Source organism: Chitinophaga sp. SYP-B3965, assembly GCF_009647655.1.
Taxonomy (GTDB): Bacteria; Bacteroidota; Bacteroidia; order Chitinophagales; family Chitinophagaceae; genus Chitinophaga.
This window is the reverse complement of the sequence record NZ_WJFD01000005.1, coordinates 358,870-379,636: the sequence shown is the minus strand read 5'-3', so window position 1 is coordinate 379,636 and position 20,767 is coordinate 358,870. Positions and strand designations below refer to the sequence as shown.

The window sequence follows — 20,767 nt, the reverse complement described above, 5'->3', positions numbered from 1 at the left end:
TTATCAGGAATAAACTCGTAGACAGGATGTTTGCCGTCATTAAACGACAAACACCCTACTCTGAAAATTTACAGACAGCTGCCTGATATAAATTTGGAACTATCTTAGAATACACAACGGCGGCTGATGCATGTGCAAAAGCTGATTACCAAAAAACTTTTATAACTGTATGCATGGCGTTTGCCGCGCAGCAGAGGGCGGAGGGTGTTTATTTTGAAGAGGTTTTCGGTTTTATTTTATAAAAATATCCCAACCCACGCAGCAAAGGACGGAGGTTTTTAATTTTTTGTTCATAACTAACCTATACCTGTATTTCTATGGTGCAGATGTTTCCAGCTACATCATAGACTTTTATGGTGAAGGGCTTTTCTATGAGGGGAAACTCCCATTGTTTGTTATTCAGTACGGCATATCCTGTGCCTACTTTCACTTTTGTTATGGGGTGTTTTGATTTTGCTTTGATGACTACCTTTTCTTCTACAATTACTTCTACTTCCGGTTTATGGTAAGCATCCTGAAAAGCTGCGTTGAAGGCGGTTTGGGTGGGTTTCTTTATGGATTGATAGTACGCCTTCTTTTCCGGGTCTTTGACGGCGGCTTTGGCGAAATCATTGGCTCTTTTGAAGCGCTCCTGATTGGCCAGTTGGGCGGCGGTTTTGGGAGGGTATGCGCATGGAAGCTTGCATACCACGGTTTGGCCAAACCGCTGACGGAGAACTACCTGGTCTGCGTGTTTGCCGCTGGCACCACGCATAATGACGTTGTTTTTAATTATTGCCATATCCTAAAGATAAGCATAAGATTCCATATGGCAAAGCGAATGTTAAACCTATGTCAAACCTATGTCAACAATCGGAGGACCCTTAGATAAACAAAGAGGGCGCCTCGTATGAGACGCCCTCTTGCTTGTGTATCAATTACTTTCAGAAGCTTATGGTAATGTTTTCTGCATTCAGGTGTTTGTGCAGCAGGAGGATGATCTCACTTCTGGCTTCGGCGGATTTGGCCACGTCTATGCTCCAGAAGAAGGCTTTGAGCTCGAAACCGCCTTCTGTTACTTTGGTGAATAAGATCTGTGGTTCTCTGCCGGTGACTACATATTTGGATTGCAGGATGGCTTTTTTGATGGCGGAAGACACGACCTCCATATCATTGCTGCCGCTAATAGACAGATCCATTTCGAGGCGTTGCTGGCTATTGGTTAAAGTCCAGTTGACGATCTGCTGGGAGAGGATGTCCCCGTTGGGGATGATCACTTCTGCGCCATTCTGGGTGAGCAGGGTGCTGGAACGCAGGCCTATTTCCCTTACACGGCCGGATTTATCGCCTATTTCAACTACGTCGCCTATTTGCAGGGGCCTGTCGAAAATGAGGATGATGCCGGAGACGAAGTTGTTGACGATATTCTGCAAGCCGAGACCAATACCTACACCTAATGCGCCTAATACAATCGTGATCTTGTCTACCGGGACGCCGGAAGCGGCTACGGCTAAGAGATAACCAAGGCAGAGTAAGATCAGTCTTGCTATCAGGAGACGGGAGCGCTGGCCTTTGTTGCTGATGTCTTCATCTGTGCCGGTGTCTCCAAAGAAATAACCTACGTATTTCTGTAACAGGTGGGCTATCCAGATGATGAGGAAGAAGAGCAGGATGCCGCCGATGGAGAAGGTGGCATTGCCGATGCTGCGATCTGCCTGCAGGATCTCTATCAGTCCGTTTAACACGGTTGTGTAGATATTCAGGTTGGTGGTGAAAACGATGAGCCATAAGATCACCACCAGGAATAATATTGGGCGGCGGAAACCATTGAGCACGTGCTGGAATTCGAAATGGGTGGTTACCCCTCTTTTAAGGCGACTGGTAACTATCTGCAGCAGGATGGCTTCCATGCAGATCTTGCTGAATACAGCCAGGCCTACTGCCTGCGTAAAGGAGAAAATAGCAGCATGCCCGAAGATCTGTGCCAGGGAGAAACGGCCAAATATATTAAAGAAGATGGCCAGTACGTTCATGATGTTGTGCAATATGATCACGAACCGCAGGAAACCTCTCATATGCAGGTTCTGCTGCATTTTTGACAGGAAGAGCCAGCCGAAGATAACGGATAGTATATTCAGGATGATGAACCAGCTGCGTTGCCAGAAGCTGGGATCAATGATATGATTTGCGAAAGAGAAAAAGACATACAACACTACCATCGCGATCCAGTACAGGAACAATCTTCGCGGCCATTTTTTCCAGCAGATGATGGTGAGGATGATGATCAGCAGGAACTGCATGGATTCTATATATGCCGCGGGTGCATGCAGATCGAACAGTGGTGCGATGGAGAACATGATCACGAAAGCAGAAACGATGTAACCTGATGGCAGGTAATTGAATTCCATTTCGCTGATAGCGCCCATACCGTTTAAACGGCGCAGGGTGCGAATGTTGCGGAACATCCAGATGAAGAACAGGATACCGATCAGCAACAGGAAGGCCCTTTTGTTGCCACTGTCTTTAAAATAATAATCGAGGGCTTTTCTTTCTCCGCTGTATGCTTTGTTGAAAGAAGAGCGGGCTGCCTGGGAAAGGTCGGCGGTATCTTTTTCCCAGAGGTAGTTATATTCTTTTCCAAAAATGCGGGTGGCGGAAGTGTTCAGGAGGTTGTTCACTTTGTCCAGCAGTTTGGCTGTAGTAATGGAGTTGGCGGAAGTGTGTGTTTGCAGGAGGTTTACCTGGGCCAGGCTTTCGCGGAGATGTTTGGTGCTGGTTCGAAAGGCTTCGCGCATATCTTTTAGCTGCGGCGCAAACTGAATGCGCAGCAGGGAATCTTTCATTAACTGGCGCAGTACGGTATCACTTCTGAGTGTGACGAAGCTGTTCTTGAGGTTGTTTAATTTGGTTTCGGAGCTGTCCAGCAGTTTGCGGTTGGCCCTTAATTCCGTTTGGAGATTGAGCAGCAGGGTGCGGAATACCTGCAGGTTGCGCAGGTTGAGGGCCTGGCTGTTATTGAGCACATTGTCTTTTAGTACGCTGAGTACGGAATCGCTGTCTGCCAGTTTTGCTATGATCAGGTTTACGCCGAGGCCGAGTTCGCTTTTGTTATCTATGTTATCCAGCGTAACGTAGGAGTTTTCTATTTTAAGCTGGTAATCACTGCTGGTGAGTACGGTGGAGTCCGCAAATAAGGCAGACATTCCTCCTCCCCCTCCTCTTCTTGTGCGGGTGGAATCTCTTTTTATGCGGGTGGTATCCTGGGCTATGGTGGCCAGGCAGGATAACAAAAAAATGCAGCATAACAGCAGCCGGTTTCTCATGAAGTGATGTTTTTCTGTAGCTAAACTATGAAAAGAATTTAATATGTGAGTTGGGAAGTTTGGGGATCGGAACCACCAGTTGGGCATTAAATATTAGGAATCATAATTTCCGCTTCTTAGTTCCTTTTTTACGAGGCTGCTTTTTTTATTAAGTTTTAAGCGGGTTTCAAAGGTTACGTTCAATACATTTTCCAGCTTTGCCATGAAGTAAGTGTTGATACTTTTTTTTCCATTGAAAAGCTGTGTTATGTAACTTTTGGAAGTGCCTGTCATTTCTGCAAGGTCTTTTCTTTTTATTTTTCTGTCATCGCACAATTTCTCCACTTCGCTCAATATCCTGAAAGAGATCATGGCGGCCTCATGCTCTATTTTTTCTTCTTCATTTTTGAAGGTGAATAAATCTTCGAATGCCGGATTTATAAGCATGCTGTTCAATTTTGTATTCATAAATCTGCAGGAATTATTAACTATTCAAAGTTAAGCTATTAGTTAACTTTTTTAAATTATTTTTCCATTTCCTGCCTAAAGAGTACTTAAATTAGCTCCATTAAAGAACTATGCCTCTATGAAGTATTTCCTGTTATTTGCTGTGTTGTTTTGTTCTATCACACTGTTTGCCCAGGACCGGTCCAAAATAAGTGTTCCTCCTTATGAGCTGGCGAAGATAAAAGGACTGGTATCGAAAATGGAACATGATGAGGAAGAAAACCTTAAACTGCCGGCCAAATCATATAACGCTCTTTCGCTGCGGGAGAAATTCACTTATCACATGATCCATGCGGAAAGTTACAGTCAGAATTGTGATGCGATGCCGCCTATCGAAAATGAACATAAAAAGATCTTTGGGAACCTGCCGGATGCTTTTGGTGAATATAGCTGGAGTGAACGCCAGCAGGATTTCCTGCGCGGCCAAAGGGATTCTGTAATGGCATTGATCAAAGAGTCTGTGCTGCGCAGTAAAAGAATGGGGGTGAATTATAAAGCTGCGGTAGTTGCGATGAATAGTTGGGAGATGATCCCCTTCCTGATCAGCACTTATAATACGGATAAAAAGGACCATGATATCCTTACGGTGCTGATGTTGCTGATGAAGCAGAATGAATATAAGCCCTTCATGACCTCTACTTCTTTTACTAAGTTATATGGTGAAGATGCAGACTTCAGGGCTTATCTCGATCTTAATAAAGCGAATGAAGACCTGATCCTGGAGCGGGCGGGCAATCTCTATAAAAGTAAAAAATGATCTACGCACTTTTACTGTTTGCCTACATCAATATTCCCGCGGGTACTTATACCGTCGGGGAGAAAGGGCATGTGCGTAAAGTTCATATAACCGGATTTAAAATAGCTAACACAGAACTCACGAATGCTTCTTTTGAAAAGTTCGTGCTGGCCACCGGGTATGTTACGGATGCGGAAAAGTTTAAGAATGCCATGGTATTTGTTCCCGGCCTTGCGGAATTCAGGTGGCTGGAAGATAGTACTGCTTACTGGCGGTATCCTAACGGAGTAAGCCGCGGTGGTATTGAACAGAAAATGGATCATCCTGTTACTACCATCAGTTATCATGATGCGCAGGCTTATTGTGCCTGGGCCAAAGTAAGGCTTCCTACTTTGGATGAATGGGAAATTGCTTCGCGGGTGGGTAATACTTTCCCTGGTAATATCTGGCATGGCAGGGACCATTTGCAGGCAGACAACAGCGATGGATTTATGTATACCTCTCCCGTTGGGAGCTTCCAGCCGAATGCCATTGGGCTGTATGATCTGTTCGGGAATGTGTTTGAATTTTGCTCAGGGGCTTTGCCGGGTGATGGTAAAAATGTGGTGCATGCACGTGGTGGTTCCTGGTGGTGCAGTAAAAATGCGTGCAGCTTTTTCAATGCTACAGATATCGGCAGAGTGCAAATGCGGGCTTCTTTCAGCAACCAGGGGTTCAGGGTGGTGAAGAGATAATTATTATCTTTGTCTTTATGTTTTCAGCATTGGACAACCCGGCCTGGCATGCACTTAACAGTAAACACCAGGAATTTGCTATTGGCACTGCACTGGCCAAACGATATTCTCCTGATATTGTATCCTTCGTTGCTTTTGCCAATATGCATGCAGCTTCATTAGATCCTTTTATTCAGACAGGAGAATCTTTCTTTATTATTGGCGCTCTTCCTTCCCTTCCTCCCAACTGGGAAATACTGAACGAACTGGTTTGCTTGCAAATGATCTGTCAGCAAGTTATTGATGTTGAGGCATCTTCGATACATGCACTATCTGAAACAGATCAGCAGGAAATGTTCTCCCTGGTCACTAAAGTACAGCCGGGTTATTACCTTCCCGGCACTCAACGTATGGGTAATTATTTTGGTATCAGGCAGGATGAGCAGCTGGTAGCGATGGCGGGAGAACGAATGCGTTTGGATGGATTAACGGAATTGAGTGCTATCGTTACCCTCCCTGAATTTGCAGGACGTAAATATGCGCGGCACTTAATCACCCATCTCGTGAACCGTAACCTGGCGGCAGGGATCATTCCCTTTCTGCATGTATCCGAAAGTAATGAAAGAGCTATTGGGTTGTATGAACGGTTGGGATTTGTGACACGCAGGAAGATCTCTTTCTGGCTGATAAAAAAAAGGACTGCTCTTTAGCGAACAGTCCTACGGGTGTGTTAAAATTTCCTGGAGCTTTGTATTTCCATATCGGCATACTTCCAGGCTTCGTTAAATCGTTTACTTACTGCCGCGGTTTCCTTTCCTTGTCCTTTCAGGCTGTTGAACAATCCTTTGAGTGCCCAGCCTGTGGCGTGCCGCCTTTTAACCAGAGGTCCCAGGGATGCAGGTTCATTAATGCATCTGCATAAATAGTGGCAATATCCATGTCTGCCGGGAATTGCAGATGGGCTTCTTTTAATGCCTGTGCATAAGCTTCATAATACGGGGTCATGTCTTTTACTTCTTCTTTTGGAAAACGTTTCGTCATCGTATGTATGAGTGCTTTCTCTTCCGGACTTCCACCCTCCGAATATTTAACGGCATTGTCAATGGCTGCGTTGATATCTGCAAGGCTCGCCGGGATGAGGGGTGCATTGTAATTAGGGCCTAATACCATTGCAATTCCCCAATAAGCCATGGCACAGGTGGAATCATGTTTCAGCGTTGTTTTGAAAGAACGGTATGCTTCGCCATGATTGAAACCGTATGTGAGTGTAAGGCCCTGATCGAAGAATTGCTGTGCTTTGGCAGAGCGGGTGTTTACTTTGTAATGTGTTTTCCCTAAACCTTTCAGTAAGGGAGCATCTCCTTTTTTCCAGATATCGGGATCAAAGGAAGGTGCGCAATACATAAATGTTCTTTTGGAGACGGGCAGTTCTTTGGAAGAGATGGCTTTCCAGATGCCAAGTAGAAATAATGGGATCAATAATGCATACAGTTTCATCGAAGGAGGGGGGATTTATTTTATTAAATATTGGCGTTAAAATCAATCAGGCTGGGGTAATGCCACGCAATACAGATACTTACAATAATCTTCATGGCAATTTACTAATAAAATGACATAAATCTTCTGCGAAGCGTTCTGGTTCTTCCCAATGCAGGCCGTGGCCAGTTCCCTTGTAGGTGATGCGAGTACTGTTCTTCAGGGCGCCTGCCAATACCTGCTGGTCTGATTCCGGCACTATCATATCCTTATCACCATACAGGATCAGTGCGGGTGCTTTTACCTTTTTCAATTCCTTCTCATAATCCACATCCATCAGGCCGTACATTAATTCTTTCCAGACCCTTGCGGGTACCAGCCTGCTTTCTGATACATAAGTATGCAGTTCCATTCCGTCCAGTTCTTTGGCCAGTGTACCTTTCTGAAATTCATGCACAAAAACGGAATCGATGGGGTCCTGCAACTGTTCCACTATTTTGCCGAATTCCACGATGCCGGGATTCTTTTTAATGTTGGCAAACGCCCCTATCAGCACCAGGGCCCTGGTGCGTTCAGGATGATCAATCGCAAAACGCTGGGCAATAACGGAACCCATGGAATGGCCTACGATAATGGCGGAAGGGATCTCCAGTTCTTTCATGAAGGCTTCTACATCCGCAGTGAAATCTTCTGGCTTATATCCTTTTTGGGGTTTGGATGAAAGGCCGTGACCGCGTTGGGAAAGCACATATGCATGAATGGAAAAGGGTAAATGCATCATGGCTTTTTCGTAGGAATACCATGAATCTGTAAAGCCATGGAGAAAGATAACAGGCGTGCCGGAAACGGCTCCCTGTTCCACATACTGTATTTCCACACCTGTGGAAAGCTGAATGTTCTTAACGATGGGCAACTCCATGAATGTTTCATCATAGATAGCCTGTGCAAAAGTCAGGTGGCTGCTGATCACGCAAGAAGCCATCAGCAAAAGATTACGATTATTCATTGCAGTATTTTTGAAGTCAAACAATGCTGCAAAAGTACTTTCATGGGCATAACCCGGCAATCCCGCAAGCAGGTATTATATATCCCCTAATGTGGGTATCAGATAAGTTTACACAATGCGGTTATTGATGGCTTTTGCCACTACTTCGGTAAGAGAGGCTACATGGAGTTTCTCGTAGATCTTTTTTACATGTGAACGAACGGTTTCATAGCTGATGGTGAGTTCTGCGGCAATCATTTTATAACTGAGGCCATTCACGAGGGCGGATAATACTTCTTTTTCGCGGGGGGTGAGCTGATAATCTATTTTTTCTTCAGGACGAATATGCGTGGCTACGGTTTGCATTTTGTTGAGCACTTTCCTGGCTATGGATGGACTCATGGGAGAGCCACCGTATTGCAACTCCTGGATGGAATCCAATAGTTTGGTATGCAGGAAATTCTTGAGGATATATCCGGATGCGCCGCTGCAGATGGAATCAAATACACGATCGTCATCTTCAAAAACAGTTTGCATGAGGACCTGGATCTGCGGGAATTCTTTTTTGATCTTTACTACGGCTTCGATCCCTGTCATACCCGGCATTTCTATATCCATGAGGATGATATCCGGTTTACATTCCTTTACATCTTCCACACAATCTAATACATGAGAAAAGGAGCCCACCACTTCAAACTGGGGAACGGTAGAAAGCAGCAAACTGATGCTTTCCCGGATGTTCTTATTATCGTCGAATATGGCAATCCTCAGGCTCATGTGACAAATCTGTTTATATAAAGTTCCGTTAAAATTACCGAAATAACATCCCCAAATCAGGGGATAGGAAACCTTAAAGTAAGGGTAGTTCCCTCTCCCGGGATACTGCTGATCACACATTCCCCTTTCATTTCCTTTGCCCTCCGCTGCATATTCCGCAAGCCATTACCGGAGAGCGTATTGGCCGACTTTACTCTTCCTGGATCAAAGCCCTGCCCGTCGTCCCGCACGATCAGTTGCAGGAAATGCTGGCCTTCTTTTACATCTACCCAAAGGTTCTTGCATTGTGCGTATTTGTAAGCATTGCTTACGGCCTCTTTGAAGATGAGGTAGAAGTTCTTTCTTTTCGTCATTTCCAGGTTCAACCTTGTGATATCTATATCGAAGTTCATGTGGAAGTCTACATCCTGTGCTTTGAGCAATGGCCGGGCAAAAGAGTCCATTCTTTGCAGGATGGTGCTCATATGATCATTACGCGGGTTGATGGTCCATACGGTATCACTGAGTTCACTGATCATTTCACCGCAGGCATCGCGGATCTTTTCCAGTGTGCTTTTCAGATCGGTGTTCTTTTGCTGCTGGAGGTAGATCTGCGCTACTTCGCTGTATACGCCGATACTGCTTAATGTAGAGCCAACGTTATCATGAAGGTCCTGTGCAATCTTGTTACGAATGGCTTGCCTGTCCAGCAGTTCATTGATGCGGTAACGGTAGATGGCGTAAGTGGTGGCAGCAATAGTGGCTGCGCAGAGCAGGAAAAACCACCATGCTTTCCAGAAAGGTGGTATGATACGAATGCGGATGGCGGCATATTCATTTCCCCAGTTGCCTTTACTGCTGCTGGCTTTTACTTTCAGGGTGTAATAACCACCATCCAGGTTGGAATAGCTGGCGTAGTTACGGTCTCCTGCTTCTATCCAGTCTTTATCAAAACCTTCCAGCATATAAGCGTAGATGGTATTGCGCTGCATAAATTCCGGGGCGGAGAAAGTGAAGGTGAAATAGTTTTTATTATGTGGCAGCCTGATCTCTTTTTCTTTCAGCCGTTCACTGTAGGAGGCATTGAATATGAGGAAATCTGTAAAGAACACTTTGGGGTACTTTCTTTCTTCCCTGATCTTTTCCGGGCGAAAAGCTACCACGTAGTTATTCCCGGCTACATACATCTGGCCGTCTGTATCCTTAAAGATGCTTCCGCTTACGCCGCCTGATTTTTCGAGATCCGGCAGCTGGTAGGTGGAATAGGTTTCTATATAAGGATCGTATTTATGCAGGTGTCCATTACTCACCATCCACACGTTTTGCCATCCGTCCAGCTGTAATCCTTCCAGCAGATTGCTGGATGCGGCGATATGCGTGAAAGTATCTGTTTGGGGATCAAAATGGTTCAAACCTCCGCCGTAAGTGCTCACCCACAATTTGCCGGAGGGATCTTCCGCCATATCGTATACATTATTATTGCTGAGGGCGCTATGGTATTCCACATAAGGCCATGAATCCTTTTTCCATTCGCCAAGACCTGCTTTGGCAGTGGCCATCCAGATGTTGCCAAGGGGCGTTTTATAGAGTTTCCTGATCAGGTGATCTGATAAATTGAACCGTTTGATGATGTTCATGGTAGTGTCTTCCCGGGAGGTCCAGCGTTGGGTAACGAAGTCGTAATACGCTATGAAATGACCGTAAGGTACTGTGATCAGCACAGGGTGGTTTGCAATGGTATCTTTGATAATGGATACAATGCGGGAGTCTATAATGTTATAGATCACAGGATCTTTTTCCGTATTGGGCAGTAGTGATAATGTAAAATTTTCAGGATCACAGATGAACAAAGTAAAATTGGTACCCAGGTAGAGGGTACCATCGTCATCCCGGAATATTTTCGATACGGCCAGCGGGTGGCCTTTGTATTGTAAGGGAACATGCCGGAATGTGGTGGCACCTTTTATCCTGATGTATAATCCGTCGCTGGTGCCTACCCACTGGTCTCCGTTCACACTTTGGAGATCGTATATTTTCAGATCTTTTCCATTTTTATCCAGGAACTGCTGTGAAAAAGGTTGCTGGGATGGGTTGTAAATACTTACGCCACGATTGGTGCCCAGCCATACCATTCCATCTCTTCCCACGTAGATGCAATTGATGCGGTCATCTATGATAGTGCCCTCCAGGGCAGGATCGTAACGGAGATTGGTAAAACTGTTCTTTTCTTTATCGTAGATAAATAAGCCCTTGCTCTTCCCTCCCATCCAGATCGTGCCGGTGGTATCTTCTGCAAAAGACAATATTTCATCTGCGGGTGTGGTAAAAGCCTGTTCCTGTTTTAACTGCATATCAAAACGGTACAGTATTTTATCCCATGATCCAAACCAGATATTTCCCTGTTTGTCTTTATACAAAGAACTTACGGATGCATGCGGAAGGTCTGCATAGAGATCACTGTAACGGCGATCCATGTTGTATTTGAGATCATGGGTATTCACTTTCAGCATCCCCCCTCCCTGCCGGCCTACCCAGAGTGTATCACTATTATCCATTACAAGGGACAAGGCATAACGGGTGCCTTCTTTTACCGGTTCATCAAATGTTCCTGTTTGTTTAGAAAAACGCAGTACCCTGTTGCCCCCGGTGGCCAGCCAGAGATAACCGGCATGATCCTGTGTAATGGCATTGATAATATTGATGGGGATAGACGAGCTGTCTTTCGGCACATGACGGTATTGCCTGAATTGCTGTGCGGCGGGCAGGCGGTGATCATATCTTGTGAGACCAGCATCTGCGGAACCGATCCATAATACGCCCTCTTCATCTTCCAGCAGGGAGGTAATAATATTTCCTGAGATGGTAGTGGTGTTGCCGGGTGTGTTCCTGAAAAGGGTAAAGTACTTTCCATCGAAGCGGTTCAAACCATCTTCTGTTCCCATCCATATAAATCCTCTTTTATCCTGCAGGATGCAATTCACTTTATTATGCGAAAGACCGTCCTGTATGTTGAGCCGGGAGAAGATCAGCTGGGGGTTCTGCGCAGAGAGCCATGCGCTGTAAATGAGGAAAAGAGCGGTGTGTAATAACCTGCTGAACATGCCGGGGTTTGTAGATAACGTCTAAAAATACAAAAATCCCGGTATTTGGTGTTAAACGCCATCCCCAAATGTGGGGATAGCGTTTTTGGGGTTCAGCTTTATTGGAGAGCCAGCGGTTCGCTGTAAAAGAAGTCGTCATATGCTACCAGGTCCTTGGTGCCACCGTCGCTGAGGTCTTTTACGCCAGCGGCCAGTTTAGCGTTACCGGCAGTTATTCTGATCCGGGTCACCTGTGATTCAGGGAAAAAGACGCCGAGGAAGGAGAAAGCTGCCCCCGGTTTTTTGACTGGGGCTTTCACTACCCCCAGGCTCGTGTTGCCGTTAAAGAATTCCAGGGAAGTGGAATTAGCATCATCCACGTCAGAGAAGATGATGCCGAAACCTTTTACAAAGGCATTTGTATTGGTGCCGGCTACTTTAAATTCTACCTCTGAAACATTGGAGCTGGTAGAAATGAGGAGTTTCTTTTGGCTGAAGGGGATGAATTCATCTGCATAAGAAACATCCAGCTGTGAGAAACTGGTGCTATCCAGTCTTAAAGGCAAACTGGCGGCGGTGTATACCAATCCTCTTTTACGGCCGTTTGCTCCGGCGGGATCTGTGAGATTGAAGAAGTCCGCCGGGAACTGATCGTTATTAGTGAAATTAGGCGGTACGCCATCCCAGTTCACTTCTCTCCTGCCAACTGTAACACCGGGTACATTATTTACCGGATCGCCGATCTGTGTGCGGAAGTTGTTGATCTGGGTAACAATCGTGGCACTGTCTCCTGCAGATTGAAAAACATTCATCTTCACTTTTGGAGGTGCTTCGTAATGGTCGTCGTTATCCTTTTCGCAACTGACCTGTACAAGGCCGAGCAGGAACACTACGCCGAATGTGAGTTGTTTCATGTGTAATATTTGGGGTTCTTTAAATAATGATGCAAAGATGGGGTTGGATAGTTCCTTGTACAATCCCCGGATGTGGTAAGCGGGATCACTCAAAATGGGGAGGGAATAAGTTATTTCCGTATATTGATGACAGTAAACTTTAACCCATTATCCTCATGAGAAAAATCATCTTAGACTTAGCAGTAACCCTCGATGGCTTCATTGAAGGGCCTAACGGAGAAATTGACTGGATCAGTGAAGATCCTGATGCCACTTTCGATAACACTTTTGGAGAACTTCTTTCCAGCATTGACACTATCTTTTATGGGCGAAAGAGTTATGATCTCTGGGGGAATTTTCAGCCGGATGAAAATGCACCTCCGATGATACAGGAGTTGTATCAGGCTATTCATAGCAAGAAAAAGTATGTTTTCTCTCATACAAAAACTACTATGAATGACGTGCCCGAAATTTTACAACAGCCGGGGAAAGATATCTGGCTGTATGGTGGCGGGCAGCTTATTACGAGTTTTATGAACGCGGGGTTGGTGGATGTTTTCAGGCTGGCGGTGTTTCCGGTTATCCTGGGGGCGGGGAAACCTTTGTTTAAGGATATCCAGGAAAGGGTTGGGTTGAAGTTGAATGAGGTGAAGTCTTCTAAGATGGGGGTGCTGATGTTGAATTATGATAAGGTTGGGTAAAAAAAGGGACTGCTCCCAAATGAAGCAGTCCGTTACATTATTCTTATACGCTATTTTGTTCTTGCCACATATCAATTAGTAGGCAGCGGATAATCAGCTATAGGCTTTTTATCCCACCATACTCTTGTAAAGTTTTCATCCGCCCCTTTCAACATACCTACTGCTGCATCATAAGCAGCCCTGTTAGTGGATATTTCCACCGGCGGATAGGTTACCCTTCTCACCAATTGCGTTCTGGTGATATTCGGGCTCTCTGAAGCGATCAATGCATATCCTCTTGGATATCCTGTTCGTCTGCGTTCTGACCAGGCTTCCCATCCATCAGGATAAAGGGCCAGCCATTTCTGCGTGATGATCTGCTCCAGCCTTCTTTCAAAAGTACCAACCTCATCATATAACACAGGAATATCACTCATTGCGGGTGTGTTCCATTTATCTGTTACCGGTGCAGGTAATGTTGTACTGGTTTGATAAGCTGTGATCTGTGTGGGAGATGCTGCTACACGTTCTGCAAGAGAAAGCGCAATCCCCTGGTTGTACAGATCTTTCGGCGTGCCACCCATGCTCCATCCTCTCAATGCACCTTCTGCTTTCAGGAAAGCTACTTCCGCAGCAGACAGTACACGGTTAGGTGTAAGCGTTCCTTTCCTGTCTGGCGACAACCATTTTGTGCCTACAAAGGAATTGAGGTTAGCCAGTTGGGTACCTCTTTCTACTGCCGGTAAACCATTACGGATACCGGTGTACTGGCCACCGGTTACCGCAGGAGATAAATAATCAGATAACCTTGGATCGTTGTAACCTTTCAAGGTGCTGATCAAACTTGTGCTGGCCCGGAAATCTATCAGGTAAGTGATGCGCGAAAGGATGTTCACGCTGTTAGTAGTAGTGAGCACATTCGCATTGTCCACATTGGTGAGGATCACGCCATCTGTCACTGCTTTCTCTGCTTCTGTTTTTGCTCTGGCAGCATCAGCGTAAGCGATGCGCAAAGCAAAACGGAGGCGGAGGGAGTTGGCGAGTTTCAGCCATTTGTCTGCGCTGCCGGCATAGACCTGATCGTGGGCGGCGAAACCGTTGCCGCCGGGGTTTTGTTTTAATACAGCAGATGCTTCGTCCAGTGTTTTGAAGAAATCATTGTAGATATCTTCCTGTGCATCATAAGGTACACTTTGTGTTTGCTCTCCGAAGTGGGAGTAGATAACGGGACCAAAATAATCTGTCATCCGGCTGTAGATCACTACGCGCCAAATTTTTGCGATAGCGTTTGCTACCAGCATGTTATTTTCTTTTGTCACTTTTTCTGTGAGCCATAATTGCGGTGCGGCATTCACATAGAAGTCCTTCCAGAAAAGATCTGTCCAGGAGCCATTTGGAATAAACTGCTCTGTACTGAAAGCTGCCGGCACGGAAGCGAAATATTGCGCGTAAATATCTGCGTGTAATGTCTGGCCTACTTCCACATATACGGCACATAATCCATGATACTGAGAAAAGGCAAATGACTGGCCTATGAGTGCTGCGCTGATCTCGTTTTCAGGAAGCAGGTTTTCCGGCGTGTTCATTTCGTCGAACCTTTTCGTGCAGCTTAGCAGTGTTAGCGTGGCCATGAAAAGAAAGAAATACTTTTTCATCTTTATCTATTTAAAGTTGATCTTAATGTTGGCACCAAATGAACGGGTCGGCGGCAATGCAAACGACTGGAAACCTTCGGAAATAGTTCCGGTACCTTGCGTGTAATCAGGATCAAGCCCTTCCGCTGCTCTGTGGAAGAAGAAAAGATTCCGGCCTACCAGTGATACCTGTATAGATGCCAGCGGACCTCTGTTGAAAAGAGAAGCCGGCAGCTGGTATCCCAGTGTAAATTCCCGCAAACGGGTATTGGTGGCTTTGCGCATGAACATCTCTCCTACCGGTGCCGTTCTTCCTCCCAGGAATTGCCATAACTGCTGTGAAGTCACTGCCTGCGTGTTCTCTGATCCATCTGGTCTGGCGGAAGCATATTGCGTGAGGATATTCTTTCCGAACAACAAACCGCCTTCTCTGCCTTGCAGTGTTTCTTCTGTTAAACCTTCTCCATAAAGGATAGCATCTGTGAAGGAAGCAATGTCCCCACCCTGTTTGTGGCTAACCACGGCCCCAAGGCTCCAGTTCTTGTAAGCGACAGAAGTAGAAATACCGCCTGTCCAGTCTGGATTTACGTTACCCAGTAAAACTGTTTTTCCCGGTGTGGTTTGCGGCAGGCCATTGGTGCCTACTATTACACGGCCTTTGCTATCGCGCACAAAACCTTTTCCGTAGATCTGGCCGAAGGGCCTTCCTTCTTCCAGCACAAAATTCCGCATGTAAGTATCACCTCCTACTATGAGGGAAGGAATGGCATCAGATAATTCTATTACTACGTTATCGTTCTTTGCGAAATTGAAATTGAGGTCCCAGCTAAAATCACCTGATCTTACGGGTGTAGTATTCAGGATCACTTCAATACCCTTGTTCCTTACATCCCCGCCATTGGTATATAAACTCTGGGCGCCGCTGCCAACAGGTAATGCCTGCAAAAAGATCTGATTGCTGGTATTGGTTTGATAGGCTGTAACGTCCAGGCTTATACGATCTTTGAACAGTCTTAATTCAAGGCCTGCTTCTGTGGAACGGGTGATCTCTGGTTTCAGGTTTTTGTTGGGTAAAGTGGAACTGAGTGATAAATAGCCCAGGTTACCTCCCGGGGCGCTGGCAGCAAAACGTTGCAACAGTCCGGGTGAAGCTCCGTTACCCACTTGTGCCAGGGAACCTCTCAGTTTCAGGTACGTAATGGCTTCCGGCAGCTTCACCAGTTCTGACAGCACTGCACTGATACCCGCTGACGGATAAAAATACGAGCGGTTATTTGCGGCTAATGTAGAACTCCAATCATTCCTGCCCGTTAATTCCAGGAAGATGGCATCTTTCCATCCCACTTGTGCATTTGCATACAGGGACTGTGTTTCCATTTCCACAACCGGGTTGTAAGCGGCTATGGCTGCTAATGAGATATTGGACAGTGCAAAGAAATTAGGTACGCTCATACCTGTGCCGGTATTAGCAGTCAATGCATCTCCGGTGGTGTTCCTTATTTCTCCACCGGCATTTGCGCCGATTGACCAGTCTTTATTTAGTTGTTTTTTATAACTCAGCAGGAAGTCTCCATTCAGCAACAGTGCAGAACCTTTTCCCACAGCGTATCTGCCGGAAGGATCACGATAGGTGCCGTAAAAGGATTTTTCTTCCTGTGAATTGTTCTCTCCGTCAAATGATCCCCGTACCATTACGCGGAAGTCTTCTGAAAATTGATAAGAAAGAGATACGAGGCCCATTAAGCGATCTACTTTATTATAACGCAGGTTGCGCAATAATGCCCAGTAAGGATTGGCGCCTGTTACAGTACCAGGGCTCCAGTAATTCTGTTTCATCACACCCAGGGCTGGATCTTTATATTCAAAATGTGTTACTTCCTGGTCCCTGATACTGGAAGGCATGGTAGCGATCTGGCGCAGCGGGTTAAAGGAGGACTCTCCTTCATCCAGCTGGTTATCGATCTTTTGCTTCATGTAATCCAGTTTGGTATCCAGCGTTAGTTTCTTTGTGAGTTGGTTGGTAACACGTAATGCTGCATTGTGGCGGGAGAGCTCATTGCCGGGCAATATACCATCTCCGCTGGTATGCGTGTACGTGAAGAGGGTTTTTGATTTCTCGGAACCGGTGCTTACAGAAAGGTTGGTGGCAAAATTACTGCCGTTGTTGTAGATGTTCTCTCTTGCTTTTTTGTCCGGCAGATAATTGTATTGTTTACCGGCATCTGCTGGGTCCAGCGACCAGGTATCTACCATGCGGCCATCCATTTTGGGGCCCCAGGAAGATTCTGATGTTTTGAGGAAAGTATTCGTAACCCCTTGTCCATATTCATATTGATAAGGGGTGGAATGAATAGGTGTTTCTACCATGTAGGTGGAATTCACACTTACATTCACGCCCTGCCTTCCTTTTTTTGTTTCGATCACGATCACACCATTTTGTCCTGCGCTACCGTATAATGCAGCAGCATTGGCTCCTTTCAGCACATTCAGGGAAGCGATGTTATCTGTATTAATATCCGCAGGGCTGGCACGTGTAACTACTCCATCTATTACATACAAAGGCTGGCTGTTACCACTGATAGATCTGTTACCGCGCAGGATCACTCTTGCCTGTGAACCGACACCGGTGGAACCGGAACTGATATTCAACCCGGCTACTTTACCCTGCAGGGCATTCACCATGTTGAGTTCTCTTGCTTCCGTGAGTTCTTTTGCGCTGACGCCCTGCGTGCTGTAAGTCAATGTCTTTTTCTTACGTTCCAGACCGAGGGCCGTTACCACCACTGTTTCCAATGCGGTAACGGAGGGTGCAAGGTTTACGGTGAGTTCTGCCTGTCCGTTCACCGGCACTTCTTTTTTCTCGTAACCGGTGAAGGTGAAAACCAATACAGCATTGGTGCTAGCGGGGATACTAAAACGACCGTTCTCGTCCGTAATAGCATGGCGGTCTCCTCCTTTGAGGAGAATGGTTACGCCAGGCATTGGTTTACCGTCTTCTCCGTTCACCACTCCTTTTACGGGGTGATCCTGTGCGTTGGCATATGAACAGAGCAGGAGAAGGATTGGCAGGATGTATCCTGCCAATTTGCGTAACATTCGGGAATAACTGCGAGCTGTAGGGAAATAACATCCTGCGCTCAACAGATAGTTTACAGCCATAATACTTTCAATTTTGGTTAATTATTTAAACTGATCCTGGTTGACAGTACGCTCCCATGGGGGACGTTAACGTACCCGTAAAATGAATAAATGTTTCCTTATCGTATAAACTAGCTAATCTTGATCTTTACTGTACTGGTATTTTCCTGTTGATATGGATCGTTCTTATTTACGTAGTAATTGCTTCATGGCGTTCAGCAGTACTTTCTCCGTTTCTGCTGTAACTGCTGATGCCTGGCCGGTTTCGTATCCTCCTTCATTGTAAGCTTCTGCCGTTCCTATATATCCCGGCCCATAATCTCCATAAGCAGCCACGGTCACAAAGAGATCAGGACGCATTGCTTTGGCTGCCAATTGGTATTCAATAAAACATTCACCCGGCAGATGCATTAAACGTGCACTGCCTATTTGTAAACAACTGATATCTATTTTCTTTCCCTGTTTAGCCCTTTCCATGAACACCTGCTTGGATGCGTTGTTGGCAACGAAAACGCTGGTTTCTTTATGTAATAGCTCCGACAGGCCGTTGAGACTTGATTTGATGGGCAGCGCTACTGGCAATGATGCCCATTTTACATCTGCTGCGGTGATCTTTTCTTTTTTTGTTTGCTGCCATGCTCTTAACATGCCATCTGCGAGGCGCTCTGCCATCAGCAAACGGTTTTCCTTCGCACCATCATTGTACTTCCCTACTGTTATATTTCCACCGGCTCCGTTGAAATGCAGATGTAATGCATCCGGTACAGCCAGCTGGCGGAAGAACCTTGCTACGCCTGGAATATCAGGATTAGCTACTCCTGTGCGGTAATAACTTTGCGGATGTGTGGCGTAATAACTTAGTACGGCTAACGGTTTATTATTGTTCCAGAAACTGATGAGCGATACAATAGGATCTATCAGTCCTTCCGGTTTTGCCCTTATGCTTGAATCCTTTGTGGCAGAGGTACGGGAGGCGATCACTTTTCCATCTTCTCCCAGGATGCGGCGGTTGGATGCCACTTTATATACTTCTGCTTTACCGAGACCAATATGTGTAACAGGTTGTGCATTTTTCAGTGATCCTGTTATGGCTACTTTTAACCTGCTGATCACTTCGCGGGCGAAAGTCCCTTCAAAGCCCTGCAGGTTCATGCCTTCTTTTTTCAACCATGCCTCTGCGCCGAAATCACAAACAGGCGCATCGTGCTGGTGTAATGCATGCAACGCAACCCTGTCTGGTGTAGTGCCGGCTGCTTCGGCAATGGCTTTCCGGAATTCATCATATCCTTCATTGGCAATGCCTATCCAGTCTATGGCACAGAGCACAATGGGTTTTCCGGCTCCGGTGAGAACGATCCCTTTAGCACGCAGGCTCTGGTCCCAGCTATTGGTCATTTTATCGTATACCAATGAAGAGCCCACCGGTGGTGTGGCATCCACATCAAAGCTGCATACTTTTAAAGTATCTGCTGCTTTTGTAGTGATGTGACAACATAGGATAATGATGCAAATGCTCAGGATACGTTTCATAAATTCTTCAGTTGTTCCCGCTGATCATAAACTTTCATCACAGCGTTAATAATATCGTCCATATCTGCGGTGGTGGCTATCAATGAGCCGGAGCCATGCATGGCCACCATTTCGTCGCACACGGTATCACAGCCCGGAAGCGACGACATCTGTTCCCTGTATTGCTTTAAACGTGCAGCGGGGAACATCTTTTTATATTCATTCAGGGTAAGGATATGATCTATCCATGCTTCCCTGTGCAAACCATTAGGAATATACGGACTGAAGGGAACACCTTCTGCCACTATGGCTTTCAGGAATTGCTGACGGGTAGCGCCTGCAAAATGTTCTTTCTTATAGGACATGGCGTAGTTGTAATAACCGCCGCTTTCTGTACCTGCATACATTTTCTGCGGTACCAGCCCTTTGAAGCCTTTTAGTTTTTCGTTGAGGTAAGTGGCGTTCTTGTTACGTAATTCGAAACGTTCTACAGCAGTTGGCAACTGACCGTTGAGGATAGCGCCTTCAAATTCATTCATCCTGTTCTTAGGGCCGATGGTGGTGTGTTTACCTTTCTTTGTTGTACCGTGATTGTGTACAGTAAAACATTGGTCCATCAGTTGTTCATCATTGCCAATGATGGCACCACCTTCTCCGCAGGCCAGGGCTTTACTGGCCTGGAAGCTAATGCAGCCCAGGTCTCCAAGGGTGCCTAATGTTTTTCCACGGAACTTAGCAAGTGCTGCCTGGCAGGCATCTTCAATTACTTTCAGTTTATGTTGTTGTGCCATGGCCATGATCTTGTCCATATCTGCGGGCAGGCCCATCATGTGCACGGGGAGAATTGCTTTTGTAGCGGAATTGATCTTGCGTTTCACATCATCCGGATCCAGCTGGTAAGAAGCAGGATCCAGATCTGCTAATACTGGTAAAGCTCTGCTGGTGAGGATTGCAGATACGGTACCGAAATCTGTGTAAGGGGAAGTGATCACTTCATCACCAGGGCCTATGCCTAAAGCTTCTACGGCAATAGCCAATGCCTGTGTGCCGGAACCTGTGCCGATGCAGTATTTGGCGCCGGTTAAGCTGGCAAACTGTTTTTCGAAAGTAGCCACCTGTCCATCTACTGGAGCATTGATCCTGCTCCATTTACCACTTTTGGTGGTTTTCACAATCTCTTCGATCATCCTGTCATCCACATATGGCCATTTCGGCCACTTCTTAGTTTTAGACCTTACAGGTTCACCTCCCAATGCAGCCAGTTTATCACTGACTTTATTTGCAGCAAAGACCTGTGGTATCATTCCTCCAAGAGAGACTGCGGTAAGTGTACCGATGAATTTACGGCGACCAAATCCTTTGTTAGGCATGTGACGATT

At 46.0% G+C, this 20,767-nt stretch carries 16 protein-coding genes; 4 read left to right on the top strand and 12 right to left on the bottom strand.

The genetic code is table 11. The features are described from left to right. Positions 1 to 301: 301 nt before the first annotated feature. From GFS24_RS24850 to GFS24_RS24840, 3 genes are all read right to left on the bottom strand, one after another. Positions 302 to 781 (bottom strand): hypothetical protein, encoded by a 480-nt coding sequence (locus GFS24_RS24850; RefSeq protein WP_153664394.1) that lies wholly within the window; start codon positions 779 to 781, stop codon positions 302 to 304. 142 nt (positions 782 to 923) lie between these two features. Continuing rightward, on the bottom strand, positions 924 to 3,302 hold the full coding sequence (locus tag GFS24_RS24845) for a mechanosensitive ion channel family protein (RefSeq protein ID WP_173003186.1): 2,379 nt from the start codon (positions 3,300 to 3,302) through the stop codon (positions 924 to 926). 93 nt (positions 3,303 to 3,395) lie between these two features. Then, positions 3,396 to 3,728, bottom strand: coding sequence for a helix-turn-helix transcriptional regulator (locus tag GFS24_RS24840; RefSeq protein WP_173003185.1), 333 nt, complete (start codon positions 3,726 to 3,728; stop codon positions 3,396 to 3,398). 139 nt (positions 3,729 to 3,867) lie between these two features. On the opposite strand from GFS24_RS24840, the gene GFS24_RS24835 reads away from it, so the two are divergent. The 3 genes from GFS24_RS24835 to GFS24_RS24825 are packed head-to-tail and all read left to right on the top strand — an operon-like array spanning position 3,868 to position 5,947. After that, complete coding sequence (locus GFS24_RS24835; RefSeq protein ID WP_153664388.1) at positions 3,868 to 4,545, top strand: hypothetical protein; 678 nt, start codon at positions 3,868 to 3,870, stop codon at positions 4,543 to 4,545. Further along, positions 4,542 to 5,258 carry an SUMF1/EgtB/PvdO family nonheme iron enzyme gene (locus GFS24_RS24830; protein ID WP_153664386.1) on the top strand — a complete coding sequence of 239 codons (717 nt, stop codon included), beginning with the start codon at positions 4,542 to 4,544 and terminating at the stop codon, positions 5,256 to 5,258. The genes GFS24_RS24835 and GFS24_RS24830 overlap by 4 nt, the downstream gene beginning before the upstream one ends. Before the next feature lie 17 nt (positions 5,259 to 5,275). Further along, positions 5,276 to 5,947, top strand: a complete 672-nt coding sequence (locus GFS24_RS24825; protein WP_153664384.1) for a GNAT family N-acetyltransferase — start codon at positions 5,276 to 5,278, stop codon at positions 5,945 to 5,947. A gap of 115 nt (positions 5,948 to 6,062) precedes the next feature. Here GFS24_RS24825 and GFS24_RS24820 read toward each other — a convergent pair whose 3' ends face one another. The 5 genes from GFS24_RS24820 to GFS24_RS24800 all read right to left on the bottom strand — a co-directional run bounded on the left by GFS24_RS24820 (position 6,063) and on the right by GFS24_RS24800 (position 12,448). Further along, on the bottom strand, positions 6,063 to 6,734 hold the full coding sequence (locus tag GFS24_RS24820) for a hypothetical protein (RefSeq protein ID WP_153664382.1): 672 nt from the start codon (positions 6,732 to 6,734) through the stop codon (positions 6,063 to 6,065). Between the two features lie 91 nt (positions 6,735 to 6,825). After that, the gene (locus tag GFS24_RS24815) at positions 6,826 to 7,719 is read right to left on the bottom strand and encodes an alpha/beta fold hydrolase (protein WP_153664380.1); all 894 of its coding nucleotides are present in this window, start codon (positions 7,717 to 7,719) and stop codon (positions 6,826 to 6,828) included. Positions 7,720 to 7,827: 108 nt separating this feature from the next. Beyond that, a complete protein-coding gene (locus GFS24_RS24810; RefSeq protein ID WP_153664378.1) occupies positions 7,828 to 8,475 on the bottom strand; it encodes a response regulator transcription factor in 648 nt (215 codons plus the stop codon). Positions 8,476 to 8,531: 56 nt separating this feature from the next. Further along, on the bottom strand, positions 8,532 to 11,555 hold the full coding sequence (locus GFS24_RS24805) for a two-component regulator propeller domain-containing protein (RefSeq protein WP_153664376.1): 3,024 nt from the start codon (positions 11,553 to 11,555) through the stop codon (positions 8,532 to 8,534). A gap of 98 nt (positions 11,556 to 11,653) precedes the next feature. Further along, entirely contained in the window at positions 11,654 to 12,448 is a 795-nt protein-coding gene (locus GFS24_RS24800; RefSeq protein ID WP_153664374.1) for a hypothetical protein, read from the bottom strand. A 155-nt stretch (positions 12,449 to 12,603) separates the two neighbouring features. Here GFS24_RS24800 and GFS24_RS24795 point away from each other — a divergent pair, with 155 nt between their 5' ends. Continuing rightward, entirely contained in the window at positions 12,604 to 13,128 is a 525-nt protein-coding gene (locus GFS24_RS24795; RefSeq protein WP_153664372.1) for a dihydrofolate reductase family protein, read from the top strand. 71 nt (positions 13,129 to 13,199) lie between these two features. Here the strand turns inward: GFS24_RS24795 and GFS24_RS24790 are convergent, their stop codons facing one another. From GFS24_RS24790 to GFS24_RS24775, 4 genes are all read right to left on the bottom strand, one after another. Beyond that, a complete protein-coding gene (locus GFS24_RS24790) occupies positions 13,200 to 14,762 on the bottom strand; it encodes a SusD/RagB family nutrient-binding outer membrane lipoprotein (protein ID WP_153664370.1) in 1,563 nt (520 codons plus the stop codon). 6 nt (positions 14,763 to 14,768) lie between these two features. Further along, on the bottom strand, positions 14,769 to 17,900 hold the full coding sequence (locus GFS24_RS24785) for a SusC/RagA family TonB-linked outer membrane protein (protein WP_153664368.1): 3,132 nt from the start codon (positions 17,898 to 17,900) through the stop codon (positions 14,769 to 14,771). Positions 17,901 to 18,065: 165 nt separating this feature from the next. Beyond that, positions 18,066 to 19,409 carry a hypothetical protein gene (locus GFS24_RS24780; RefSeq protein WP_153664366.1) on the bottom strand — a complete coding sequence of 448 codons (1,344 nt, stop codon included), beginning with the start codon at positions 19,407 to 19,409 and terminating at the stop codon, positions 18,066 to 18,068. Further along, positions 19,406 to 20,758, bottom strand: a complete 1,353-nt coding sequence (locus tag GFS24_RS24775; protein ID WP_153664364.1) for a DegT/DnrJ/EryC1/StrS aminotransferase family protein — start codon at positions 20,756 to 20,758, stop codon at positions 19,406 to 19,408. The genes GFS24_RS24780 and GFS24_RS24775 overlap by 4 nt, the downstream gene beginning before the upstream one ends. Between the last annotated feature and the right edge of the window lie 9 nt (positions 20,759 to 20,767).